This is a genomic window from Streptomyces sp. NPDC099050, assembly GCF_044759865.1.
Lineage (GTDB): Bacteria > Actinomycetota > Actinomycetes > Streptomycetales > Streptomycetaceae > Streptomyces.
The window spans coordinates 109,265-129,867 of record NZ_JBIWAE010000019.1; the positions used below are offsets into that span (position 1 = coordinate 109,265).

The 20,603-nt window shown below is 71.5% G+C and carries 22 protein-coding genes; 8 read left to right on the top strand and 14 right to left on the bottom strand.

Annotation, left to right across the window (positions count from 1 at the left end; all coding sequences use genetic code 11):
• Positions 1-64 precede the first annotated feature (64 nt).
• A complete protein-coding gene (locus ACIQV3_RS28535) occupies positions 65-1,117 on the top strand; it encodes an AI-2E family transporter (RefSeq protein ID WP_403716751.1) in 1,053 nt (350 codons plus the stop codon).
• A 367-nt stretch (positions 1,118-1,484) separates the two neighbouring features.
• Here ACIQV3_RS28535 and ACIQV3_RS28540 read toward each other — a convergent pair whose 3' ends face one another.
• Positions 1,485-2,114, bottom strand: a complete 630-nt coding sequence (locus tag ACIQV3_RS28540) for a TetR/AcrR family transcriptional regulator (RefSeq protein ID WP_403716754.1) — start codon at positions 2,112-2,114, stop codon at positions 1,485-1,487.
• A 129-nt stretch (positions 2,115-2,243) separates the two neighbouring features.
• On the opposite strand from ACIQV3_RS28540, the gene ACIQV3_RS28545 reads away from it, so the two are divergent.
• The gene (locus ACIQV3_RS28545; RefSeq protein ID WP_403716758.1) at positions 2,244-3,134 is read left to right on the top strand and encodes an NAD(P)-dependent oxidoreductase; all 891 of its coding nucleotides are present in this window, start codon (positions 2,244-2,246) and stop codon (positions 3,132-3,134) included.
• On the opposite strand, the gene ACIQV3_RS28550 is transcribed toward ACIQV3_RS28545, so the two are convergent.
• From ACIQV3_RS28550 to ACIQV3_RS28570, 5 genes are all read right to left on the bottom strand, one after another.
• A complete protein-coding gene (locus tag ACIQV3_RS28550) occupies positions 3,100-3,864 on the bottom strand; it encodes a hypothetical protein (protein WP_403716760.1) in 765 nt (254 codons plus the stop codon). The genes ACIQV3_RS28545 and ACIQV3_RS28550 overlap by 35 nt on opposite strands.
• A 52-nt stretch (positions 3,865-3,916) precedes the next feature.
• Complete coding sequence (locus ACIQV3_RS28555) at positions 3,917-5,077, bottom strand: ABC transporter permease (RefSeq protein WP_403716914.1); 1,161 nt, start codon at positions 5,075-5,077, stop codon at positions 3,917-3,919.
• Positions 5,078-5,163: 86 nt separating this feature from the next.
• Positions 5,164-5,937 carry an ABC transporter ATP-binding protein gene (locus tag ACIQV3_RS28560; RefSeq protein ID WP_403716762.1) on the bottom strand — a complete coding sequence of 258 codons (774 nt, stop codon included), beginning with the start codon at positions 5,935-5,937 and terminating at the stop codon, positions 5,164-5,166.
• Positions 5,938-5,939: 2 nt separating this feature from the next.
• Positions 5,940-7,493, bottom strand: coding sequence for a peptidoglycan-binding protein (locus tag ACIQV3_RS28565; protein WP_403716764.1), 1,554 nt, complete (start codon positions 7,491-7,493; stop codon positions 5,940-5,942).
• A gap of 46 nt (positions 7,494-7,539) precedes the next feature.
• Positions 7,540-8,061 carry a hypothetical protein gene (locus ACIQV3_RS28570; RefSeq protein WP_403716766.1) on the bottom strand — a complete coding sequence of 174 codons (522 nt, stop codon included), beginning with the start codon at positions 8,059-8,061 and terminating at the stop codon, positions 7,540-7,542.
• Positions 8,062-8,332: 271 nt separating this feature from the next.
• Here ACIQV3_RS28570 and ACIQV3_RS28575 point away from each other — a divergent pair, with 271 nt between their 5' ends.
• The gene (locus ACIQV3_RS28575; RefSeq protein ID WP_403716768.1) at positions 8,333-9,271 is read left to right on the top strand and encodes a hypothetical protein; all 939 of its coding nucleotides are present in this window, start codon (positions 8,333-8,335) and stop codon (positions 9,269-9,271) included.
• A gap of 65 nt (positions 9,272-9,336) precedes the next feature.
• Here ACIQV3_RS28575 and ACIQV3_RS28580 read toward each other — a convergent pair whose 3' ends face one another.
• The 7 genes from ACIQV3_RS28580 to ACIQV3_RS28610 all read right to left on the bottom strand — a co-directional run bounded on the left by ACIQV3_RS28580 (position 9,337) and on the right by ACIQV3_RS28610 (position 13,728).
• Positions 9,337-10,338, bottom strand: coding sequence for a pirin family protein (locus ACIQV3_RS28580; protein ID WP_403716771.1), 1,002 nt, complete (start codon positions 10,336-10,338; stop codon positions 9,337-9,339).
• Positions 10,339-10,458: 120 nt separating this feature from the next.
• On the bottom strand, positions 10,459-10,623 hold the full coding sequence (locus ACIQV3_RS28585) for a hypothetical protein (protein WP_403716774.1): 165 nt from the start codon (positions 10,621-10,623) through the stop codon (positions 10,459-10,461).
• A 77-nt stretch (positions 10,624-10,700) separates the two neighbouring features.
• Positions 10,701-11,078 (bottom strand): hypothetical protein, encoded by a 378-nt coding sequence (locus ACIQV3_RS28590; protein WP_403716776.1) that lies wholly within the window; start codon positions 11,076-11,078, stop codon positions 10,701-10,703.
• 111 nt (positions 11,079-11,189) lie between these two features.
• A complete protein-coding gene (locus ACIQV3_RS28595) occupies positions 11,190-12,149 on the bottom strand; it encodes a helix-turn-helix domain-containing protein (protein WP_403716777.1) in 960 nt (319 codons plus the stop codon).
• A 30-nt stretch (positions 12,150-12,179) separates the two neighbouring features.
• A complete protein-coding gene (locus ACIQV3_RS28600) occupies positions 12,180-12,644 on the bottom strand; it encodes an SseB family protein (protein ID WP_327305567.1) in 465 nt (154 codons plus the stop codon).
• Between the two features lie 48 nt (positions 12,645-12,692).
• Positions 12,693-12,896 carry a DUF397 domain-containing protein gene (locus ACIQV3_RS28605; RefSeq protein WP_403716780.1) on the bottom strand — a complete coding sequence of 68 codons (204 nt, stop codon included), beginning with the start codon at positions 12,894-12,896 and terminating at the stop codon, positions 12,693-12,695.
• The gene (locus tag ACIQV3_RS28610; protein WP_403716782.1) at positions 12,868-13,728 is read right to left on the bottom strand and encodes a helix-turn-helix domain-containing protein; all 861 of its coding nucleotides are present in this window, start codon (positions 13,726-13,728) and stop codon (positions 12,868-12,870) included. Before ACIQV3_RS28610 ends, ACIQV3_RS28605 begins: the two co-directional genes overlap by 29 nt.
• 111 nt (positions 13,729-13,839) lie before the next feature.
• Here ACIQV3_RS28610 and ACIQV3_RS28615 point away from each other — a divergent pair, with 111 nt between their 5' ends.
• From ACIQV3_RS28615 to ACIQV3_RS28635, 5 genes are all read left to right on the top strand, one after another.
• On the top strand, positions 13,840-14,049 hold the full coding sequence (locus ACIQV3_RS28615; RefSeq protein ID WP_403716784.1) for a hypothetical protein: 210 nt from the start codon (positions 13,840-13,842) through the stop codon (positions 14,047-14,049).
• On the top strand, positions 14,046-14,453 hold the full coding sequence (locus tag ACIQV3_RS28620) for an ATP-binding protein (RefSeq protein ID WP_403716786.1): 408 nt from the start codon (positions 14,046-14,048) through the stop codon (positions 14,451-14,453). The genes ACIQV3_RS28615 and ACIQV3_RS28620 overlap by 4 nt, the downstream gene beginning before the upstream one ends.
• A gap of 67 nt (positions 14,454-14,520) precedes the next feature.
• A complete protein-coding gene (locus tag ACIQV3_RS28625; protein WP_403716915.1) occupies positions 14,521-16,347 on the top strand; it encodes an acyl-CoA dehydrogenase in 1,827 nt (608 codons plus the stop codon).
• Between the two features lie 190 nt (positions 16,348-16,537).
• Complete coding sequence (locus ACIQV3_RS28630; protein WP_403716789.1) at positions 16,538-17,281, top strand: hypothetical protein; 744 nt, start codon at positions 16,538-16,540, stop codon at positions 17,279-17,281.
• A gap of 99 nt (positions 17,282-17,380) precedes the next feature.
• Entirely contained in the window at positions 17,381-18,679 is a 1,299-nt protein-coding gene (locus ACIQV3_RS28635; protein WP_327305572.1) for a M18 family aminopeptidase, read from the top strand.
• An 82-nt stretch (positions 18,680-18,761) separates the two neighbouring features.
• Here the strand turns inward: ACIQV3_RS28635 and ACIQV3_RS28640 are convergent, their stop codons facing one another.
• The gene (locus ACIQV3_RS28640) at positions 18,762-20,597 is read right to left on the bottom strand and encodes an NHL domain-containing thioredoxin family protein (RefSeq protein ID WP_403716792.1); all 1,836 of its coding nucleotides are present in this window, start codon (positions 20,595-20,597) and stop codon (positions 18,762-18,764) included.
• Between the last annotated feature and the right edge of the window lie 6 nt (positions 20,598-20,603).

Consider the following 20,603-nt stretch of genomic DNA (forward strand, 5'->3'; position numbering starts at 1 on the left):
GCCCCCGGTCGCACCCCCGGCGGGGCGCGGCCGGGGGCGGTTTTTGTCCGTGTTTGTATGAGCCGTGCCGACAACTCCGACAACTCCCCTGCTGCCCGAGCCCGTACGCCGACTCGCCGCCTGGTGCGTCGTCGTCCTCCTCGCCACCGCCGTCCTCGCGCTCGTCGTGTGGCTGTGCGCCGTCTTCCGGACGGTGGTCACGCCCGTGCTGCTCGCCGTGCTCGGCACGGCCCTGCTCGGGCCGATGCACCGGCGCCTCGTCCACATGAAGGTCAACCGCTCGCTCGCCGCGGCCCTCACCTGCCTGACCGTGGCCGCCGTGGTCGGCGGGGCCGGCTACATCGTCGTCCTCGCGCTCATCGAGACCGGCGACCAGATCATCGATTCCCTGCGGAAGGCCGGCACGGACCTCGCGAAGCACTTCGGGGCGCTCGGCACCTCCCTGGAGGACGTGGCGAAGAACTCCAAGGGCCTGCTCACCAAGTTCGGCGGCACGGCCGCCTCGGGCGTGGTCACCGGGCTCAGCGTGGTCGCGACGATGCTCGCGACGGCCCTGCTGGCCATGGTGCTGATCTTCTTCTTCCTCCGCGACTCCGACCGCGCCGTGAGCACCCTGCGCTCGATGGTCCCCCACCGCTCGGGCGACCTGATGGAGGCGATGGGCAGGCGCGCGTACGAGGCCGTCGAGGGCTTCATGCGCGGGACCACCTTCGTGGCCCTGGTCGACGCCGTACTGATCGGCGCGGGCCTGCTGATCCTCCAGGTCCCCGGGGCCGTGGGGCTGGCCGCCCTGGTGTTCGTGACGGCCTACATCCCCTACCTCGGCGCCTTCCTGTCCGGCGCCGTGGCCGTCCTCGTCGCCCTCGCGGACCGCGGCTGGGTGATCGGGCTGTGGGCGCTGGGCGTGGTGCTGGCGGTCCAGATGATCGAGGGGTACATCCTCCAGCCCATGGTGCAGAGCCGCACCGTACAGATGCACCCGGCGGTGGTGATGCTCTCGATCACGGCCGGCGCCAGCGTCGCCGGCATCCTCGGAATGCTGCTGGCCGTACCGCTGACCGCGGCCTTCTTCGGCGTGGTCTCGGAGCTGAAGTCCCGCTACGCGCCGGAGGCCTGATCTCCGATCAGCCGGTGGAGGAGTCCGCCCCGCCCCGCCCGGCTCGGTCTCCAGGGCCCGGCGGTCGAACACCAGCATGCCGAGGGAGAACAGGCCGCCGGGCAGGAGGAGGCCCACCACGATCACCACGGAGACGAAGAACGCGATGGTGATCGCGACCAGCAGCATCCTCGACCGCGTTCGCGCGCTCGTTGCCGCGCCGCGGGACCTCGCGTACGTGGCCCCGGTCGGCCGCCGGCTCCGTACGGGCGGGCGGGCCGGGCGGGCGGGCCGGGCGGGCGGGCGGACGGGCCGGGCGCGCGGGCCGGGCGCGCACCACGCCGGGGCCTGTTACGGCCTGGGCCGCCGGAACCAGGCCGCGCTCTCCTTAGGCGTACGAGGAGACCAGGCGCGCGAGGTGCCGGCCGGCCAGGAGGAGGGGGGCACGGTCCCGGGTGACCTGGGAGGTCATCTCGGCGCCCTCCAGGGTGTTGATCACAGTGACCGCCAGCTCGCGCGCCTCCGCCTCCGGGTGGCCGCAGGCCAGGAGCTTCGCGGCGACCAGCCGCTGCCAGTTCGCGAAGGCCCGCGCGCAGGCCGCCTGGAGCTCGGGCAGGCGGCCGATCGATTCCAGCGCCGTGGGCGTCACCGGGCAGCCGTCGCGCCAGTCGGACGCTTCGAGCGCCTCGGCGAGCAGCTCGGCGACGGCTTCGATGGCGCGCGCCGGGTCCGCGTGGGCGGACAGCCCGAAGCGCAGGACCTCGGCGAACTCCTCGTCGCCGAAGTGGATCGCGGCGACCGCGAGCTCCTGCTTGCCTCCGGGGAAGAAGTGGTAGAGCGAGCCGAGGGTGGCCTCCGCCTCGCGGACCAGCTGCTTGATCGGCGTGTTCTCGTACCCGCCGTGCTGGAGGAGTCGCGAGGCCGTGCGGACCAGCCGCTCCCGCGTCCCGAGTCCGTCCGCCGTCGCCTTCGCCGTCGCCTTCGCCGTCGCCTTCGCCTTCACCTCTGCTGCTGCCATGGACGGAACGATACCCCGGGATCTAGATAGAGCGTTCGTTCTAGTGCGTGCTAGGTTCGTTCCGAGCGGCTCAATAGAGCGTTCGTTCCAGAGAACCGCCGCAGGCATCGACCCGAGGAGAGCTCTGCCATGAACCAGGTCCCGAACCAGGCCCCGAACCAGGTCACCGTCATCGGACTCGGCCCCATGGGCCTGGCCATGGCCGGCGCCTACCTGGACGCCGGGTACGAGGTCACCGTCTGGAACCGCAGCCCCGGCAAGGACACCGAGCTCGTGGCACGCGGTGCGCGCCGGGCCGGCAGCGCCGCCGAGGCGGTCGCGGCGAGCGGGCTGACCGTGCTCAGCCTCATCGACGTGGACGCCGCGTACACGGCCCTCGCCGACGCCGACCTCCACGGCCGGGTCCTGGCCAACCTGTCGTCCGACGTACCCGACAAGGCCCGGGCGGCCGCCCGCTGGGCGCGGGAGCGCGGGGCCTCGTACCTCACGGGCGGGGTCAACGTGCCGCCCACCGGCATCGGCCGGGAGGGCTCGTCGATGTTCGTCAGCGGCCCCGGTGAGGTCTACGCGGCCCACCGCGCGGCGCTCGACGTGCTGGCCGCCACCGACTACCGGGGCGCCGACGCCGGTCACGCGCAGCTCTACTACCAGCTCAACATGATCATGTTCTGGACCGCGTACACCGGCTGGTACCAGGCGCTCGCCGTGGCGCGGGCCAACGGCCTGACGGCCGCGGACCTCGTGCCGTACGCCGGCGCCACGGCCGACAGCCTGCGCGGCTTCTACGAGGGCGGCGCCCCGCTGATCGACGCGGACGCGCACGAGGGCACGTACGAGCGCCTCGCGATGTGCGCGGCGAGCGTGGAGCACATCCTGCACACCGCGGCCGACTCCGGGGTGGACACCGGGATCCTGAGCGCGCACGCCGACCTGTACCGGCGCGGAGTCGCCGCGGGCTTCGGCGCCGACAGCAGCTCGCGGCTGATCAATCTGCTGCGGGGGGCGGCACCGGCGGCCTGAAGGCGGCGGGGACTTCCAGGTCCGCGAGGGGGTGCCAGGTGTTGCCGGCCTGGGCCGTGAGCACGATCAGGGCCGCCAGGAAGACGAGGGAGGCCAGTACGAAGGAGCCCCCGGCCGTGTCGGGGTCCCCGGGGGCGATGGCGCGCAGGAGGAAGAAGGTGTGGACGGCGGGGGCCGCCGCGCCGATGCCGTAGGACCACAGGGCCGCTTCATGACCGAAGGGGCTCATGTGCAGGCGGGTCGCCGGGGCGAGGGCGAAGAGTGCGTCCAGGTGGGCTCGGACGGCGGCCTGGAATGCCGGATCGCCGCCGTCGACGTATAGGCGCGACCCGCCCTCGTCCGACGAGTACCGGCGCAGCGCGCGGAACGCCGCCGCGGTGACGGGGTGGGCCGGCTCGGCCGCACCCTCCACCACCTCCGCCACCTCCGGGCCGACACCGACACCGACACCGACACCGTCGCCGTCACGGAGCAGACCGTCCTCACGCATCAGACGCAGGGCCACGGCGGCCGCCCGGTAGGAGTTGCGCGTCAGCCTGTCGGGCTGGAAGTCCCTCGCGCACAACGGCTCCGCAGCGCCGAGCAGTTCCGCGTGGTAGGCGTCGAGTCCCGGCAGGGCCCCCACCTGGCGGATCATCCGGGCCTCCACCGACCGCCGCCACAGCCGGAGCAGCCCGAGCGCGATGTTCACCGCCACCAGCGAGACCAGACAGGTCGTCAGCAACCCCATGGAGCCGACGATCGGCGACGGGCGTACGGCCCGCAAGGGCCTGGCGCGGCCCTCAGCGGCGCAGGGCCTCCGCCGGCTGGATGCGGGCGGCGCGCCATGCGGGGTAGAGGCCCGCGACGAGGCCCGTCAGCAGTCCGATGGCCGGCGCCGCCGCCGCCGTGGCCGGGTGGACCACCGGGGTCCAGTCGCGGAACACGGCGACCGTCACCACGGTCAGGACGCCCAGCGAGGTCCCCACGAGGCCGCCCAGCGCGCCGAGCGCACCGGACTCCGCGAGGAACTGCACGGTGATGTGGCGTCCGCGTGCGCCCAGGGCCCGGCGCAGGCCGATCTCCCCCGTGCGCTCCAGTACGGCGACCAGGGTGGTGTTGGCGATGCCGACGGCGCCGATCACCAGGCAGATGGAGGCCAGCAGCAGGAACAGCCGGTTCAGGTCGTCGCCGACCTGGCCCCGCAGCATCTTGGGGTCCGGCGGCGGAACGGCCTTGAAGTACTCGGGATGGTCGGGGCGCAGCGCCGTGGGGGCCTCGTGCGCGATCTGCGCGGCCGCGCCGATCCTGGTCGTGATCAGCATCTTCGCCCCGCCGGAGTCGGGCGCGCCCCAGATCCGCTCCGCGGTGGTGTGGGGTACGACGACCGACAGCAGGAGGTCGGCCTTGCGGTCCGTGTCGGCGATGATGCCGACGACGGTGAACGGCCGGCCGCCGATGAAGATCGCCGGGTTGGTCTCCAGCGTGGTGATGCCGAGCCGGTCGGCGACCCCCGTGCCGATGACGGCCACCGGCGCCTCGCGCTCCGAGGCGTAGGCGTCGTAGAGCCTTCCCTCGGCCAGGCGCGCACCCGCCGCGGCGAGCACCCCGGGTGAGGCGGCCACGACGTCGGTACTGCCCTGGGCGAGGCGGTCCCCGACCACCGCGGAGGACCGTACGGCCTCCTCCGCCGTCAGCCTCACCGGCCAGAACACCCCTGCGTGCTCGACCCCGTTGAGGCGCTCGATCCGCGCGTCGGCGTCCTTCGGGAAGGCGGGGCCCGCGAACTCGTTCTGCTCGTGGGCGATGTCTTCCACGTTCACCTCGGTCGCGCTGAGGGCGTTGAACCGGGTGTCGATCTGGGAGGAGGTGGTGGCGGTCAGCCCGAGGATCGCCACGAACGTGCCCACGCCGAGCACCGTACCGAGGGCGGTCAGCGCCGAGCGGCCGGGCCGCTGGAGCATTCCGGCGAGGGACTCGGAGAGCACGTCGCGCCAGCCGAACACGGAGGGCCGGATGCCGCTCCCGCGCCGCGCGCGCCACGCGCGCCTCACGTGGCCACCTCGGACGGCGCCGCGTCGGACGGCGCCACCTCGGACGCCACCGGGTCGGACGCCACCAGGTCGGACGCCACCGGGTCCGAGACGCTCAGCACCCCGTCCCGGATCGTCACCGTGCGCTTGGCGCGGGCGGCGACGAGCGGATCGTGGGTGATCACCAGGACCGTCATGCCGTCCCCGTGCAACCGCTCCAACAGGGCGAGCACCGCATCGGCGTTCGCCGTGTCGAGGTTGCCGGTCGGTTCGTCGCACAGCAGCAGGGAGGGCCGGGTCACCAGCGCGCGTGCGATGGCCACCCGCTGCCGCTCCCCGCCGGACAGCCGCGTGGGCAGCGAGTCGACCCGGTGGCCGAGGCCCACCTGCTCCAGCGCGTGCAGGGCCCGGGCACGCCGCTCCCGGCGCGGGGTGCCGTCGTAGACCAGGGCGAGCGTGACGTTCTCCAACGCGCTGCGCTGGGGCAGCAGATGGAAGGACTGGAACACGAAGCCGATGCGCAGCCCGCGCAGCGCGGTGCGGTCGGCGTCCCGGAGGGTGCCGGTGTCGATGCCGTCCAGGAGGTACGTTCCGCCGGTGGGCGCGTCCAGCAGGCCGACGATGTTGAGGAACGTGGACTTCCCCGAACCCGAGGGGCCGACGACGGCGACGAACTCGCCCCGCCCGACGGTCAGATCGCAGGCCCTGAGGGCCGCCACGGGAGGCGGCCCGGGATAGGTCAGCCCGATCCCGCGGAACTCGATGACCGGCTCGGCAACGCTCGCGCTCACCGTCACGGGGAAGCCTTCTCGCGGGAAGCCTTCTCGCGCGCGACCCCGGTGACCACCCGGTCGCCGCCCGCCAGCGAGCCGTCCGCCACGGGTACGACGGCCACGAAACCGTCCCCGGCCGTGCCCGTCCGTATCTCCACCCGGCGCCGCTCCCCGCTCTCGTCGAGCACGGTCACGGTGGTCCGGCCGTCGGCCCCGGAGCTGATCGCGGTGATCGGCACGACGAGGGACTTGCCGTCCGTGGACGCCGCGGTGACGGTGACGCGTACGTCCTGGCCGGTCAGTTCCGCCTTCAGGGGCGCACCGGGGGTGATCTCCACGAGCCACCCGGTCGCTCCCTGGCCACCGGGGGCGGGCGCGTCCGCGCCGGGCTTCGCCTGTCCGGACGCGGAGCCGGCCTCGGAGCGCTTGTCGGAGACGAGCGTGACCTCGCCCTTCGCGGACAGGCCGGTCACCTCGGAGTAGATCTCGGCCGCGCGCCCCGGCTGTATGAGGTCCTTCTGGTACTCGGGGACGTACGCCTGCACCACCAGCTTGCCGGCGGAGAGCGTCATGGCGGTACCGGTCGCCTCGGCGCCCACCTTCGCGACCACCGAGTCCACCCGGGCCGGGAAGCTCTGCAGGAACACCACCTCGGCCGCGGGCAGCTTCGGCCCGGCGGCCGCTTCGGCGGCGGTGAGCTTCTTCTTCGCCTCGGCCAGGTCCTCCTGCGCCCTGCGCACGGCCTTCCCGCCGTCGCCGCCACCGGTGGCCGCCGCCTCCTCGCCCGGCCTGACACTGGGCTTGGCACCCGGCTTGGCACCCGGCTTGGACGCCTGCGCCTGCGCGCTCCGGGCGTCCTCCAGTGCCCGCTGGGCGGCCGTGACCTGGCTCCGGGCCTCCGCGACCGGGTCGCCCTCGGTGCCGTTCGCGGATACGGGGCTGTAACCCACGGCCTTGTAGAAGAAGTTGAGCGCGGCCTTCGTACCGGCGCCGAACCTGCCCGCGGCGTCGGGCGCCGAGGAGTGACCCAGCGCCTTCAGCGCCCTCTGCAACTGCGCGATGTCGTCGCCCGTGGCGCCCGGACTCAGGTCTCGGTAGACGGGCAGGCTGCCCTCCAGGACGAACACGGGCCGCCCGGAGACTTCCATCAGGACCTGCCCGGCCTTCACCGTGTCTCCGGGCCGCACCCGCAGCTTGGTGATGACGGGACGCGCGGCCCCTACCCCGGCGGTCACCTGGGGGATCACCTCGACCGTCTGACCCGCGACGACCTGGCCACGGGTGATGACGGACGAGGTGAGCACCCGGTGCTCCACCGTCGCGGTCAGCACGTCGGCCCGGGGCGCGGCGGCGTCCGCGGCGACCTGCGCGGGTGATTTCACGAGCAGCGCCGCCCCCAGCCCGCCGAGCGTGGCGATCACGGCCCCCACGGCCACGGCGGCCACCCACCGGCGCCGGCCGGACAGACCGCGCGCCGTCTCGGCAGCCTCGGCCGTATCCCCCGTTTCGGGTATGTCCGACTCCGGGAGGCTCAGCTGAGCCACGTCGACCGTCGTGCCCATGTCCTGCGCCATCCGAGTCCTCTTCGCATCGCGGGTTTACGCGGATCAGCCGCCGGGATCAGCCGCCGGCAATGCCACCGCTCGCATCCGAGGAGCAGTTCTCCGCGGTGACCTTGAACGTCATCGTCCCGAACTTCGAATGCTGGTCCTGGGTCAGCTCGACCTGACCTGTGGCCGGATTCGGGTCCGGGTAGTCGGGGAAGCCCTTGCCGCGGATGCAGGCACTGAATTTCTTCACCTTCGCCAGTTGCTCGGCGGTGGGCGGCGGGACCGACTCCTTGCCGGGAAGCAGAGGTGCGCACTTCTCCGAGGCCGCGGCGTTCACGGCCTCGTCGAACTTGTCCTTGTCCACGCGGAGCTGGTCGTCGTCGCGCTTCTCCAGAAGGACACCGTTGCTTTCGAGGCAGCGGTAGTACGCCAGCTCCGCGGCGGCCGGTGGCGGTGACTTCCTGTCCTTCGGCTCGGCGGAGCCTCCCGAGCAGCCGGAGACCAGGACGGAGGCGAGCAGCGCCACCGCCGCGAATCCGGGCACGGCCGGGCGAACGAGCATGGAGACTCCGATGAGCACGAGCGTGAGCATGAGCGGGACGAGCTGTCACGGACGTCGCTCCGGCCTCGCCCGGCGACTCCACCAGAGGCGGACCCGGGCATGAGTCTGCCGGCGCCGTTCCGGGCCGAGCGCCCAAAGAATAGGTCGTAGGCGCGGGTACGTCCACCGCCCCACCGGGAGTAGACAGCCGAGTTCCGGCCGTGATCCACTTCGCCTGCTTTGCGGTGATCTTGATGATCAATTCAATTCAACGGGACGGTACTTGAATATAAATCAGGCGGCGGGACCGATCCGCCGCCACGTGGCCACGGCCGGCGTCGCCCTCCCCCTCGTCCTCGCCCTTGCGGGCTGCTCCGTCACGGGCGGGGGCGGCTCCGCCGGGAACGCCGAGCCGCGTGTGACCGCAACTCCCGCCATGCTCAAGACCGTTGGCGTCACCTTCCCGCTGGATGCCTACGAGGCCACCCCCGAGCAGACCAACACGCTCAATCGGGCACAGGGCATCCTCATCACCCAGTGCATGCAGCGGTTCGGCTTCGCCCACCAGGCCGTCGAGCAGCAGGTTCCCTCCGCGAGCAAGTCGAACGCCCGCGTGTTCGGCCTGTCCGACCCGGACACCGCAGCGCAGTTCGGGTACCGGACTCCCGGGATGACCGACGCCCCGGTGAGGACGAACCCGCAGCACGAGCCGACCGCCGCGGAGAACCTGGCCCTGTCCGGCGAGAACGAGATCAAGCCGGGCACCATGCCCCAGAACCAGGACGAGGCCGAGAAGTCCGGCGGCAGCAGCGTGAAGCTCAACGGGAAGGCCGTTCCCGTGGGCGGCTGCGTCCGGGAGTCCTTCCTCAAGCTCTACGCGCGCAAGGCGAACGAGGTGGACATCCTCTTCGTCTTCAACCTCAAGGGCGAGGCCGAGTCGAAGACACGTGAGGACTCCCGTGTCCGCGCGGTCAACGAACGCTGGTCTCAGTGCATGGCGAAGGCCGGGTACAAGGTCACGTCCCCCCTGCAGGCGACCAAGGAGCTGGGTTTCAGCGGCGACGCCCTCTCCAGCCCCGCCGCGGTCACCGCCGCCAGGGCGGACGTGCGGTGCAAGCAGGAGGTCAACCTCATCGGCGTGTACTACGCGGTGACGACGGCCTACCAGCGGCAGCAGACCGAGAAGCACGGGGAAACCCTGGCACTGGCCAAGGAGCAGCTGGAGTCCCGGCTGCAACTGGCCGCCTCCCTGACCCGCTGACGCGACACGGCGAAGCCCCCGGCCAATGGCCAGGGGCTTCGCCGTACGGGGTTCGGGCCCGCGGCCTACGACTCGGTGTCGGCCGCGCCCGTACCGCGGTGGCCGAGGCCGGTCCGCTCCGTGGTGGGGATGCGGCCCAGCCGGCCCGCCTGGAAGTCGTCGAACGCCTGCTGCAGCTCGTGCTTGCTGTTCATCACGAACGGCCCGTAGTGCGCCATCGGCTCCCGGATCGGCTGTCCGCCGAGCAGGACGATCTCCAGCGCGGGGGCGTTGGCGTCCTGGCCCTCGTCCGCGCGCAGGGTCAGTGAGCCGCCCTCGCCGAAGACCACGGTCTGCCCGGTGTGCACCGGCCGCCGGTCCTCGCCGACCGTGCCGCGCCCGGCCATGACGTACGCCAGGGCGTTGAAGTCCTCGCGCCACGGGAGAGTGATCTGCGCGCCGGGTGCGACCGTCGCGTGGATCATCGTGATCGGGGTGTGGGTGATGCCGGGTCCCTGGTGGCCGTCCAGCTCGCCGGCGATGACGCGGAGCAGGGCGCCGCCGTCCGGGGTGGAGAGCAGCTGGACCTGGCCGCCGCCGATGTCCTGGTAGCGCGGGGGCATCATCTTGTCGGAGGCGGGGAGGTTCACCCACAGCTGGAGGCCGTGGAAGAGCCCGCCGGACACCACGAGCGACTCCGGCGGAGCCTCGATGTGGAGCAGGCCGCTGCCGGCCGTCATCCACTGGGTGTCGCCGCCGTTGATGACGCCGCCGCCGCCGTTGCTGTCCTGGTGGACGAAGGTTCCGTCGATCAGGTAGGTGACGGTCTCGAAGCCGCGGTGAGGGTGCCAGGGGGTGCCCTTGGGCTCGCCCGGGGCGTACTCCACCTCGCCCATCTGGTCCATCATGATGAACGGGTCGAGGTACTGGTAATTGATCCCGGCGAACGCACGGCGCACCGGGAATCCCTCGCCCTCGAAGCCACCCGGGGCGGTCGTGACGGCCAGCACCTTGCGGGCGGTCGTCTCCTGGGCCGGCTCCCCGACGCGCGGGAGCGTCAACGGGTTCTCCACAGTCACTGCAGGCATGGTCGGAACCTCCTTCTGGCGTCGAGTTTAGTTGAAACCCGAACTTTCTGCCACCCGACAGAACAGAGAAGACCCCGGGGGAATTCCCCCGGGGTCCGTTGCTCAATGTGCGCCGGTCGCTCAGCCGCTGCAGGACGGAGCGGGGTAGCGGCACAGGTGGGCCGTGGCCGCCTGGGCCGGGGCCGCGGCGAGGACGCCCACGCCCACCGCCAGGGCCACCGTGGCCAGCACCGCGCCCGCCTTCGCGCGGAGCGCCTTGCGGGTGGTGGAAGTCGTACGGGTCACTGCTGCCTCCTCGTTCGGATTCACGGCCGCCGCCGCGATTGCCTTCGGCCGGTCCCGGAAGGACCCGACCCGCGCGGTTACGGAGTGACGATGACCGAGTTGATCGGCGTGAGGTTCGTCCACCACAGATCGTCCTGGTACATCGTGTAGCAGGTCCCCGAGCCGTTGTATCCGGTGCACAGCTTGAACTTCCAGCCCTTGGTCTGGTTGTTCGCCACGTAGTGGTAGTTCTCCTGGCCGCTCAGGTTGTAGGTCCCGGCGTTCCGGTACTGGTGGGTCGGGCCGGTGCCGAGGGCGGCGCCCGCCCCCCAGATGCACGCGTTGCCGGAATAGCAGCCGTAGAAGGTCTGGTCCGACGCGGATGCCGGCGACGCCGCCAGGACCCCCGTACCCAGCGCCATCACCCCCGCGGCCGCCATCGTCGCGAACTTCATCCGTAACGACGTACGTGACATTGCCGTCTCCCTTGGTCGGTAGGAGCGGGGCCCTGCGGCCTCCCCGCAGCACTGATATTCGGGAGTCGCAGCCGCCGCCGCGATCCTTTCGGGTACCGCCGAAACCTGCGCTCAGCCGCCGCTGTGCAGGAGGTCCACGCCCAGCGCCGTCGCCGAGTGCAGGACCGCCTTGCCGTCGCGGGCCGTGGTGATCAGGCCCGCCGCGCGCAGGGTGCGGGTGTGCTCCGAGACCGACGGGAGGCTGATGTCGAGGTCCCGGGCCAGCTCGGAGGTGGTCCGCTGCTGGATCAGCAGCTGGAGCACCGCCGCCCGGGTCCGCCCCAGCAGCGCGTCCAGCGCGCCGTCCGCCCGGTCCGGGGACACCAGCGGCAGGGGGGTCAGCGCCGGGTAGAGGAGTACGTACGTCCCGTCCGGGGTGTCGTCCAGCAGTGGACGCCCCGTCCAGAACGGCGAGGGCATCAGGACCAGCCCGCGCCCGCCGAGCCGGACCTCGTAGTCCGGCGGCCGGCCCACCTCGAAGACCAGGCCCGACCAGTCGGCCGCCGGGTGCGTGCTCGCCAGGCAGGCCTTGATCCCGTGGGCGGCCAGCAGCCGGGTCCGCCAGGCCACGTCCGCCTGGAAGGACTGCCGGATCCGGGGCCACTGCGGGGCGATGAGCACCTCGTACGCGGACCGGATCGCGGAGTCGAGCTGCTCCCAGGCCTCCCGGTCCTGCCCCCACAGGGCCCGCAGCCAGGACGGGGACCCGGGCGCGCGGGTGGCCGCGCGGGCCAGCCCCTCCGGCGTGAGGAAGGGGACCCGGTCCCGGATGACGCCGATGCCCTCCTCCAGGCTGCGCGCGTACGGCTCCACGAAGTGGGGGTTGTCGCCGTCGGGGCGCAGGAGATCGAAGAGCGGCCGCACCCGCCCGGGCAGCTCCCGCGCGGCGAGGCCGCGCCAACGGCCGAAAACCGCCTGCTGGTCCGTGCGCTGCGCCGCGACGAGCGCGAGGGCCAGCTCCACCAAGGGCAGGGGCTCGCTCGCGAAGGTGACGTTGAGCAGGTCCTCGGCCTCGAAGTGCACGCGCAGCATGTCGCCCCCCGGGCCCTGTGTGCCGCCTGCTTAGCCGTACATGCGGCGCATGGCGAAGTCGACCATCTGCTCGACCGCCTTCGCGTCGAAGACCATCCGGTGGTCGCCCTCCATGTCGAGGACGAAGCCGTAGCCGGTGGGCAGCAGGTCGATCACCTCGGCGCCGGTGATCACGAAGTACTTGGACTCCTTGCCGGCGTAGCGGCGGAGCTCCTTGAGCGTGGTGAACATCGGGATGACCGGCTGCTGGGTGTTGTGCAGCGCGAGGAAGCCCGGGGTGTCGCCGCGCGGGCAGTAGACCTTCGAGGAGGCGAAGATCTGCTGGAAGTCCTCGGCGGACAGCGACCCGGTCGTGAAGGCGCGTACCGCGTCCGCGAGGGAGGGCGGCGAGGGCTCGGGGTACAGCGGCGGCTGCTGCTGCTGCGCGTAGCCCTGCTGGGGCTGGGCGTAGCCGCCCTGCTGCCCCGCGCTCACGTTCTGGTCATAGCCGTACATGGCCCGAAGCCTACCGAGGCGGTGGCCCGCCGGGACGACGAGTTCCGGTCAGTGGGACTTCAGCCCCGTAACGAAGCCCGCCCAGGCGGTGGCCCCGATCATGAGGACGGGCCCGCCCTGGACTTTGGAGTCCCGGACGGAGACCAGCCCGACCACGCCGTCCGCGACCTCGACACAGTCACCCCCGTCGGCGTTGGAATAGGTACTCGTCCTCCAGACGGCGTTACTCAAGTCGGTCCCGATGTGTGCCATTTCGGAGGTCCTCGGCTGTCGATTCGATCAGGTCGAGGGACGCCTCGGACGGCAGTGCGGCGGCCCTGAGCCGATCGTATGCCTTCCGATATCGCTTCACGATGGCCGGATCATCGATGACTTGCCCGGAGTACGGGCCTTCGGTGTACATGATCGGCGGCTCGTCGTCGAACTCCATGAGCTTGATCGACTGTGCCATGAACGGGCTCACGGGCGCGTTCCACGGAAGGATCTGTGGAACGACCCGGCGACGCCGGGCCAGTGCCGCCACGTGGTCCAGCTGTTCCGCCATCTCCCGGGGCGGAAGCAACGGGCTGCGCAGCAAAGACTCGTGCAGGATCACCCAATACTCCGGCCGCTGGGGATCCTCGAAGAGCCGACCTCGGCGCAGCCGGTCCCGCACCTTCGTGTCCACCGCCTCCGGCAGGTCCAGCGGGTGCGTGGTGTTCGCGATCGCGCGGGTGTAGGGCCCTGTGTGCAGCAGTCCGGGGAGGATCGCATTGGCCCAGTCCTCGATGGACCGCGCCCGTTTCTCGGCTTCGGCGACCGGCGCGAAGTACTCGGCATGCCCGTCCAGGCGGGACTTGCGGACGTCCTCGCAACTCCGCGAGAAGAAGCCGTCGGTCTTCAGGAACTGGTCCACGTGCCGTGCCAGGTCCTCCGGCATGCGCCGCTGCCCCCGCTCGATCTCGCTCAGGTAGCTGACGCCGTAGAACGAGCCCTCAACCACCTGCTGGAGCGTGCACCCCGCCGCCTCCCGCTTCCAGCGCAGCTCCTTGCCATAAAAGGCCGGCACGCTCGCCGACCCGTCAATGTCCTTACGTGCGGCCACGACCCCTGCTTTCCACACATCGCGCTGTGGACTCGAAACGCTTCCCAAGCTACGCCGGACCGCGCCAGCCTGTGAGCAGTTCGTCACTCCCCGCTGCGAAGGAATCCCGCCATGAGCGACCACCCCCACGACCACGAGGCGACCCAGGCTCTGGACAACCTCCGCGCCGCCCTCGCCGGACACGGCATCGTCCTCCCCTCCCTCGACCTCCACCTCCTCTCCTACGCCGGGCGATACGACTCCGCCCCCCTCATCGCCCTCGGCAACTGCAACCCGGCCACGGCCCAGCGCCTCGCGGAAGCCCTGGCGGGCACGCCATGAGCAGCGACCTCACGCTCCGGCTGATCGCGACCCCCGGTGCCGTCCCCCTGGCCCGCCACGCGGTGCGGGAGCACCTGGGGAGCCACGAGCTGGAGCTCTGTGTCAGCGAGCTGCTGACCAACGCCCTCACCCACCTGGGCAACGGCACGCCCGTCACGCTGCGGGTCATCGGAAGGGCAGCCCGTACGCGGGGCGAGCTCACCGACGCCCACCCGCACGCATGGCCCGTACTGCGGCAGGCCGCCGACGACGCGGAATCCGGCCGGGGCCTAGCCCTGCTCGATGCGCTAGCGCTGCAATGGAGTGTCATCCAGGGGCCCGGGAGCAAGACCGTCTGGTGCGAGCTCGAACTTGACCCTGGTCACAGTCGCCACGGAAGGGTTGCTCTTATTACCGGTGGGTAGCATCATTACGTTACCGATTGGTATGCACGAGGAACCACTCTCACCGAGCCTTAACGGAGCCGTCGCCATGGGGCACTACAAGTCGAATCTCCGCGACATCGAGTTCAACCTCTTCGAGGTGCTCGGCCGCGACAACGTGTACGGCACCGGCCCGTTCGGTGAGATGGACACCGAGACCGCCAAGACGATCCTCAGCGAGATCGCCAAGCTCTCCGAGAACGAGCTGGCCGCCTCCTTCGAGGACGCCGACCGCAACCCTCCGGTCTTCGACCCGGCGACGAACACCGCGCCCGTCCCGGCGTCCTTCAAGAAGAGCTACAAGGCCTTCATGGACTCCGAGTACTGGCGCCTGGGCCTGCCCGAGGAGATCGGCGGCACCACCTCGCCCCGCTCCCTGATCTGGGCCTTCGCCGAGACGATCCTGGGTGCGAACCCGGCCGTGTGGATGTACTCCTCCGGCCCGGCGTTCGCCGGCGTCCTCTTCGAAGAGGGCAACGAGGTCCAGAAGAAGATCGCCGCGCTCGCGGTCGAGAAGCGCTGGGGCTCCACCATGGTCCTCACCGAGCCGGACGCCGGCTCGGACGTCGGCGCGGGCCGCACGAAGGCGGTCCAGCAGGACGACGGCTCCTGGCACATCGAGGGCGTCAAGCGCTTCATCACCTCGGGCGAGCACGACATGGAGGAGAACATCCTCCACTACGTCCTCGCGCGCCCCGAGGGCCACGGCGCGGGCACCAAGGGCCTGTCCCTTTTCCTCGTCCCGAAGTTCCACTTCGACTGGGAGACCGGCGAGCTGGGCGAGCGCAACGGCGTCTACGCGACGAACGTCGAGCACAAGATGGGCCTCAAGGCCTCCAACACGTGCGAGATGACCTTCGGCGACCAGCACCCCGCCAAGGGCTGGCTGATCGGTGACAAGCACGACGGCATCCGCCAGATGTTCATGATCATCGAATTCGCCCGGATGATGGTCGGCACGAAGGCCATCGCCACCCTGTCGACGGGCTACCTGAACGCCCTGGAGTACGCCAAGGAGCGCGTGCAGGGTCCCGACCTGGCCAACTTCATGGACAAGACGGCCCCCAAGGTCACCATCACGCACCACCCCGACGTGCGCCGCTCGCTCATGACGCAGAAGGCGTACGCCGAGGGCATGCGCGCCCTGGTCCTGTACACCGCCTCCGTCCAGGACGAGATCCAGGTCAAGCAGGCCGCCGGCGAGGACACCGCGTCCCTGGTGGGCCTCAACGACCTGCTGCTGCCGATCGTGAAGGGCTACGGCTCCGAGAAGTCCTACGAGCAGCTCGCGCAGTCGCTCCAGACCTTCGGCGGCTCGGGCTACCTGCAGGAATACCCGATCGAGCAGTACATCCGCGACGCCAAGATCGACACCCTCTACGAGGGCACCACGGCGATCCAGGGCCAGGACTTCTTCTTCCGGAAGATCGTCCGCGACCAGGGCGCCGCGCTGAACGTCCTCACCGAGACGATCAAGAAGTTCCTGGCCGAGGGCGACGGCGGCGAGGAGCTGGCCCCGGCCCGCGACGCGCTCGCCAAGGCGGCCGTTGACCTGGAGGCCATCGTCGGCCAGATGGTCGTCGACCTCACCGCCACCGGCGAGGACGTCAAGAACATCTACAAGGTCGGCCAGAACACCACCCGGCTGCTGATGGCCTCCGGTGACGTGGTCGTCGGTTACCTGCTCCTCAAGGGCGCGGCCGTGGCCGCCGGGAAGCTGCCGACCGCCTCCGCCAAGGACGTGCCGTTCTACACCGGCAAGATCGCGGCGGCGAAGTTCTTCGCCGGCGAGGTCCTCCCGGGCGTCGCGGTGGCCCGCGCGCTCGCCGAGGCCGTCGACAACACCCTGATGGAGCTCGACGAGGCCGCCTTCTAGGCCCGTAGCCCTCCATCCCACAGCTGTACGCGGTGTACGTACGCGCAGACGGCCGGGTCCTCCGCACGGGGGCCCGGCCGTCGGCGTGCGCGCGGAGCCGGCCCTCCCGTACGACCCCGTCAGGGGCCCCGTACCGCCTGTGGGCTGCGGGGTTCCCGGGATGTCCGTGGTTCGTGGGACGCTCGTGGGTATGAGTCGACAGGAGCAGCAGCGCGGCAGCAGGGGGTACTCGGTCCCGACCGGGCGCCCCTATGCCCTCAAGGAGCTGCAGTCCGCCGTGGGCAGCCTCGGGGACCACCTGAAGGAGCTCTACGAGGGCGCCCACCCCACCGAGTACGAATCGGTGGCCGACGCCCTCTACACCGCCTTCCAGACCGCCGCCGGGCTCGCCCCCGCCAAGAGCTACACCGGCTGCCCGGAGCACCCCAACGGCGCGCTGGACCCCGAGGCGCCCGAGGGCTGGGGGCGCTGCCTGATCTGCAACGACCGGCGCCGCCTCGGACTGCGCGCCCAGGGCGCCCGGGCCGCGGCCGCCGCCACCCCGCCCGCCGGGGAGCAGCGGCGGCTCGGCTATCCCGTACCCGAGCCCCCGTACACGCTCCAGGCGCTCCAGACCCGGCTGCGCACGGTCGAGGAGCGGCGCTTCCACCTGAGCCTGTCCTCGCCCCCCGAGGACTTCGTCGCGATGGCCGACGACCTGCACCGCGCCTTCATCGTGGCGCGCGAGCTGTCGCGCCCGCGCAACGCCTCCGGATGCTCCGAGCACCCCGGCGCACCCATCGATCCCGACGCCCCTCCCGGTGAGGCCTGTATCTTCTGCGCCGGACGCAAGAGACGCGCGCAGCGCTCCGCGCAGACCCCGGAGATGCTCCCGCGCATCCGCCGGGGCGAGCGCAGACAGTTGCAGCGCCGCTTCGACCGTCCGCCGGGCTGACCCAGCTCCGGGGTCCGGGCAACACCCCCGCGGCTCCTTCCTCCGGCCATCCGCCGCAGTCCGGCCATGACGAACACGACCGTCGTTAAGGTGACCCACATGAGCTCTCCCGCCGCCGCCCGCTTCGACCGCGGCCACACCGACGACCTGATGACCTTCCTGGCGGCGAGTCCGTCGCAGTACCACGCCGTGGCCAACGCGGCCGAGCGGCTGGAGAAGGCCGGATTCAGGCAGTTGGCCGAGACCGACGCGTGGGACGCGAGCACGGGAGGCAAGTTCGTACTCCGCGGGGGCGCGATCATCGCCTGGTACGTGCCCGAAGGCGCGGCCGCGCACACCCCGTTCCGGATCATCGGCGCGCACACCGACTCCCCCAACCTCCGGGTCAAGCCGCTGCCCGACACCGGCGCCCAGGGCTGGCGGCAGATCGCCGTGGAGATCTACGGCGGCACCCTGCTCAACACCTGGCTCGACCGCGACCTGGGCCTGGCCGGACGCCTCACCCTGCTCGACGGCACCGAACGGCTCGTCAACATCGACCGTGCGCTGATGCGCGTACCCCAACTCGCCGTGCACCTGGACCGGTCGGTGAACTCCGACGGGCTCAAGCTGGACAAGCAGCGGCACATGCAGCCGATCTGGGGCCTCGGCGACGTCCACGAGGGCGACCTGATCGCCTTCCTGGAGGACGAGGAGGAGCTGGACCGCGGCTCCGTCGCCGGCTGGGACCTGATGGTCCATTCGATCGAGCCCCCGGCCTACCTGGGCCGCGACCGCGAGCTCCTCGCGGGCCCCCGCATGGACAACCTCCTGTCGGTCCACGCGGCCGTCGCCGCCCTCGTCGCCGCCTCCACGGCCGACACCCTCACGCACATCCCCGTCCTGGCCGCCTTCGACCACGAGGAGAACGGCTCGCAGTCGGACACCGGCGCGGACGGGCCCCTGCTGGGCAACGTGCTGGAACGTTCAGTCTTCTCGCGCGGCGGCTCCTACGAGGACCGCGCGCGGGCCTTCGCCGGCGCCATCTGCCTCTCCTCGGACACCGGCCACGCCGTGCACCCCAACTACGCGGAGCGGCACGACCCCACCCACCACCCGCGCGCCAACGGCGGCCCGATCCTGAAGGTCAACGTCAACCAGCGCTACGCCACCGACGGCAGCGGCCGCGCGGTCTTCGTGAGCGCCTGCGAACGCGCCGGCGTCCCGTGGCAGACCTTCGTCTCCAACAACTCGATGCCGTGCGGCACGACGATCGGCCCCATCACCGCGGCCCGCCACGGCATCCAGACGGTCGACATCGGCGTGGCCATCCTTTCGATGCACAGCGCCCGCGAACTCTGCGGCGCGGACGACCCGTACCTCCTGGCCAACGTGATGCTGGCGTTCCTGGAGAACTGAGCCCTCGTCATCGTTCGGGCGTGACCATGAGCCTGACCGTGCCCGCCGGGGATCTCCCCGGCGGGCACGGTCACTTCCGGGCTCAGGCGTCCATCCCCGCCAGTACCAGCGGCAGGCGGGTCGTACCGTCGGCGGTGATGTGGAGCGGGACGCCCCAGTCCTGCTGGTGGACGTGGCAGGCCGGGTATTCGTTGTCGGGGTCGTCGTCGCAGGAGGCGGCCATCGCGGAGACGTGGAGGACGCCCTCGGTCAGGGCCGGGTTCAGGGCGAGGTCCCGGAAGAGGTCCGTGCCGGGTCCGGAGCCCGCCGTCAGGAGTTCGGGCGGGGTCGCGGAGACCAGCAGGCGGGTGGAGGGGCCGTAGCGGGTGTCGAGCTTCTGGCCCGACGGTGCCTGGAAGACGATGTCGAGGCGGAGCGTGCCGGGGGCCACCTCGGTGGCGGCCCGCTGGGTGCGGTGGGCGACCGCGTCGACCCGTACGGCCTCCTCCGGAAGGCGCAGGCGGGTCAGGCGGTGCCGGGCGGACTCCACGACCACGATGTCGTCCCCGGCCAGCACGGCGTCGCTGGGCTCGCGCAGGTCGGTGGCGAGGGTGGTGACCTGGCCGGTGGCGGGGTCGTAGCGGCGCAGGGCGTGGTTGTACGTGTCGCACACCGCGACCGAGCCGTCGGGCAGTGCGGTGACGCCGAGCGGGTGCTGGAGCAGCGCCTGGGCTGCGTCGCCGTCGCGGTGGCCGAAGTCGAAGAGGCCGGACCCGACGGCCGTGCGGATGGCGTAGCCGCCCTCGCCCGCCTCGACGTACCTCAGTGAGCTGGTCTCGGAGTCGGCGATCCACAGCCGGTCCTCCGTGGCCGCGAGCCCGGACGGCTGCGCGAACCAGGCTTCGGCGGCCGGACCGTCGTGCAGCCCCTCGTTGGTCGTCCCCGCGGCGACGGCCACGGTGTCGCTCTCGGGGTCCCAGGTCCACAGCTGGTGCACGCCCGCCATGGCGATCCACACCTTGCCCTGCCACCAGGCCACGTCCCACGGCGAGGACAGGTCGACTTCGAGGGCCGGCCCGGAGGTCGGGGAGCCCTGCCACCACTGCCGCCCGGTCCCGGCGACGGTCTCCACGGCCCCGGTCTCGGGGTCGAAGCGGCGCAGCGCGTGATTGACGGTGTCGGCGACGACCACCGACCCGCCGGGGAGGAGGGCGAGCCCTTGCGGTTCGCTGAAGGCATCCGGCCCGAAGCCGCGCTCCCCGCCGCCGATGCGCCGTACGACGCTCTCCGCGTCGGGAGCCAGCTCCACCAGCTGGTGCCGGGTCGTGTCGGAGACGAGCAGGTTCCCGGACGGCAGCACGAGCGCCTTCCCGGGGAACCGCAGGTCCCCCGCCACCGGCTCGGGCGCGACGTACGGACCGTCCCCGCGCCGCAGCGTCCCCTTGGCCTCGTGCTCGGCCTCCAGCTCCTCCACGAGCTTCGCGATGGCGTGCGCGTGCCCCTCGCCGGCGTGCTGCGCGACGACGTACCCCTCGGGGTCGATCACCACGAGCGTGGGCCAGGCGCGGACGGCGTACTGCTTCCAGGTCGCGAGCTCGGGATCGTCGAGCACGGGGTGGTGCACCCCGTACCGCTCGACGGCGTCGACGACGGCGGAGTGCTCGGCCTCGTGCACGAACTTCGGCGAGTGCACGCCGACGATCACGACGGTGTCGCGGTGCTTCTCCTCCAGCTCGCGCAACTCGTCGAGCACGTGGAGGCAGTTCACACAGCAGAAGGTCCAAAAGTCCAAGATCAACGTGCGACCTCGAAAGTCGGCGAGCTTGAGATCCTTGCCACCGGTGTTGATCCACCCCCCTGTGCCGATCAGCTCGGGGGCGCGGACACGGGCACGGCGGGGCGCGGGCGCGGGGGTGGGCGCCGGGGCAGCATCGTTCATGCTTCA